The sequence below is a fragment of the Streptomyces sp. DH12 genome, from assembly GCF_020873895.1.
Taxonomy (GTDB): domain Bacteria; phylum Actinomycetota; class Actinomycetes; order Streptomycetales; family Streptomycetaceae; genus Streptomyces.
Genome location: NZ_JAHWGT010000655.1, coordinates 1 through 532 on the forward strand (window position 1 = coordinate 1; position 532 = coordinate 532).

1 protein-coding gene is annotated in these 532 nt (G+C 70.5%); it reads left to right on the forward strand.

Going from position 1 to position 532, the window contains the following annotated elements:
• Window positions 1–532 (forward strand): AI-2E family transporter (locus LPA54_RS36320; protein ID WP_228984785.1); only part of this gene is annotated, 532 nt, incomplete at both ends.

Consider the following 532-nt stretch of genomic DNA (forward strand, 5'->3'; position numbering starts at 1 on the left):
GAACAAGACCGGCGGCTACCTCTACTCCCGTGGCCTGATGGCCCTCATCTCGGGCCTCGCGCACTACGTCCTGCTCGAGTTCCTCGACGTGCCTTACGCCCCCGTGCTGGCCGTGTGGGTCGGTCTGGTCTCGCAGTTCATCCCCACCATCGGCACGTATCTGGCGGGCGCGCTGCCCATGCTGATCGCCTTCACGGTCGCGCCCTGGTACGCGGTGTGGGTGCTGGTGTTCGTGGTGGTCTACCAGCAGTTCGAGAACTACGTGCTGCAGCCCAAGCTGACCTCCCGGACCGTCGACATCCATCCGGCGGTCGCCTTCGGGTCGGTCGTCACGGGCACGGCTCTGCTCGGCGCGGTCGGCGCCCTGATCGCCATCCCGGCCGTCGCCACGCTCCAGGCGTTCCTCGGCGCGTACGTGAAGCGGTACGACGTCACCGACGACCCGCGGGTGCACGGGCACCGCGGGTCGGGCGGGTCGGGCGCCTTCGGCCGGCGGGTCCGAGGGCTGTGGGCCCAGCGGCGGCCGGAGAGT